Genomic DNA, 1031 nt, shown 5'->3' on the forward strand with positions numbered 1-1031 from the left:
AACCACACAAGGAGAGACTTACCAGTTAGTGGCTCACCGCGCCATTGCGGACAGCTCACACCAGGCGCGAACGAACTGGGGCGCATCCGTCCCTTTTCGTAGCGTGCCTCGTAAAGCGGCCAACCTTCCGTCAACCGTCCTGTTCCGAGTAGGAGCGAAGCGAGGTTGAACTTGGCGTCTGCATAGTCGTTGCAACTGAGCGCTAGCGCCTGACGGTAACGCGCCTCCGCCTGCGGCAGCCGGTCAAGCTCTTTTAGAACAACGCCAAAGCTGTTATGGATCCGATAGTAGGTCGGGTCGATTATTAGCGCATGCTCACAGATTTCTCGCGCTTCCTGCAGACGGCCAAGCTCCTGGAGCAAGACGCAAAGGTTATTGAGCGCATTGATATGGCCCGGCTGGCTCTCAAGCACTTTCCAGTATGACAACTCGGCTTCACCAAGCCGTTTCAAACTGTACAAAACGACGCCAAGGTTGTACTGAGCATCGCAGTAGCTGGGATTGATAGCCAGCGCTTGCCGACAAGAAGCTTCAGCTTCCTCAAGATGCCCGAGGTCGTAGAGTAGCGCCCCCAGATTACTGTGCGCCTCTGCATAGCGAGGACTAACACCGAGCGCCTGCCTGAATGCCAACTCGGCTTCGGGTAGACGCTTAAGTTGCTTAAGTAGCACCCCAAGATTGTTGTGTGCGGAAGCATACTCAGGGTTACTTTGTATCGCATGCCGCCAGTAGGTCTCAGCGTCTTCCATCCGGCCCATGCTGAAGGAACATGCCGCGGCCAAATTATACGTCGCCCCCATGCCAATCTCCGGGGACAAGGCTAGCAGCGGGCGCAGTGTCGCCATCGCGTCATCAAAGCGCGAGTTTGAATACAGCGAAAGTGCTAATTGATAGCCGTCTGACCTGGGCGCGATTTGCGAAAACGTAGGAAATTCATTATAAGAGGCCAGTTTGAGCTGCTCGATCGTGTCTTTCCAGTCACCAGCGATGGTCTGGCGGAACAATCGCGCCGTTCGTGGGTACCAAGGCGA

At 55.6% G+C, this 1031-nt stretch carries 1 protein-coding gene; it reads right to left on the reverse strand.

Annotated features, from left to right (window positions below):
• Positions 1 to 1004 (reverse strand): tetratricopeptide repeat protein (locus tag AB6809_RS36200; protein WP_371028607.1); only part of this gene is annotated, 1004 nt, incomplete at its 3' end.
• Positions 1005 to 1031: the final 27 nt, after the last annotated feature.

It is taken from the genome of Paraburkholderia sp. RCC_158 (assembly GCF_041355255.1).
In the GTDB taxonomy this organism is placed as follows: domain Bacteria; phylum Pseudomonadota; class Gammaproteobacteria; order Burkholderiales; family Burkholderiaceae; genus Paraburkholderia; species Paraburkholderia graminis.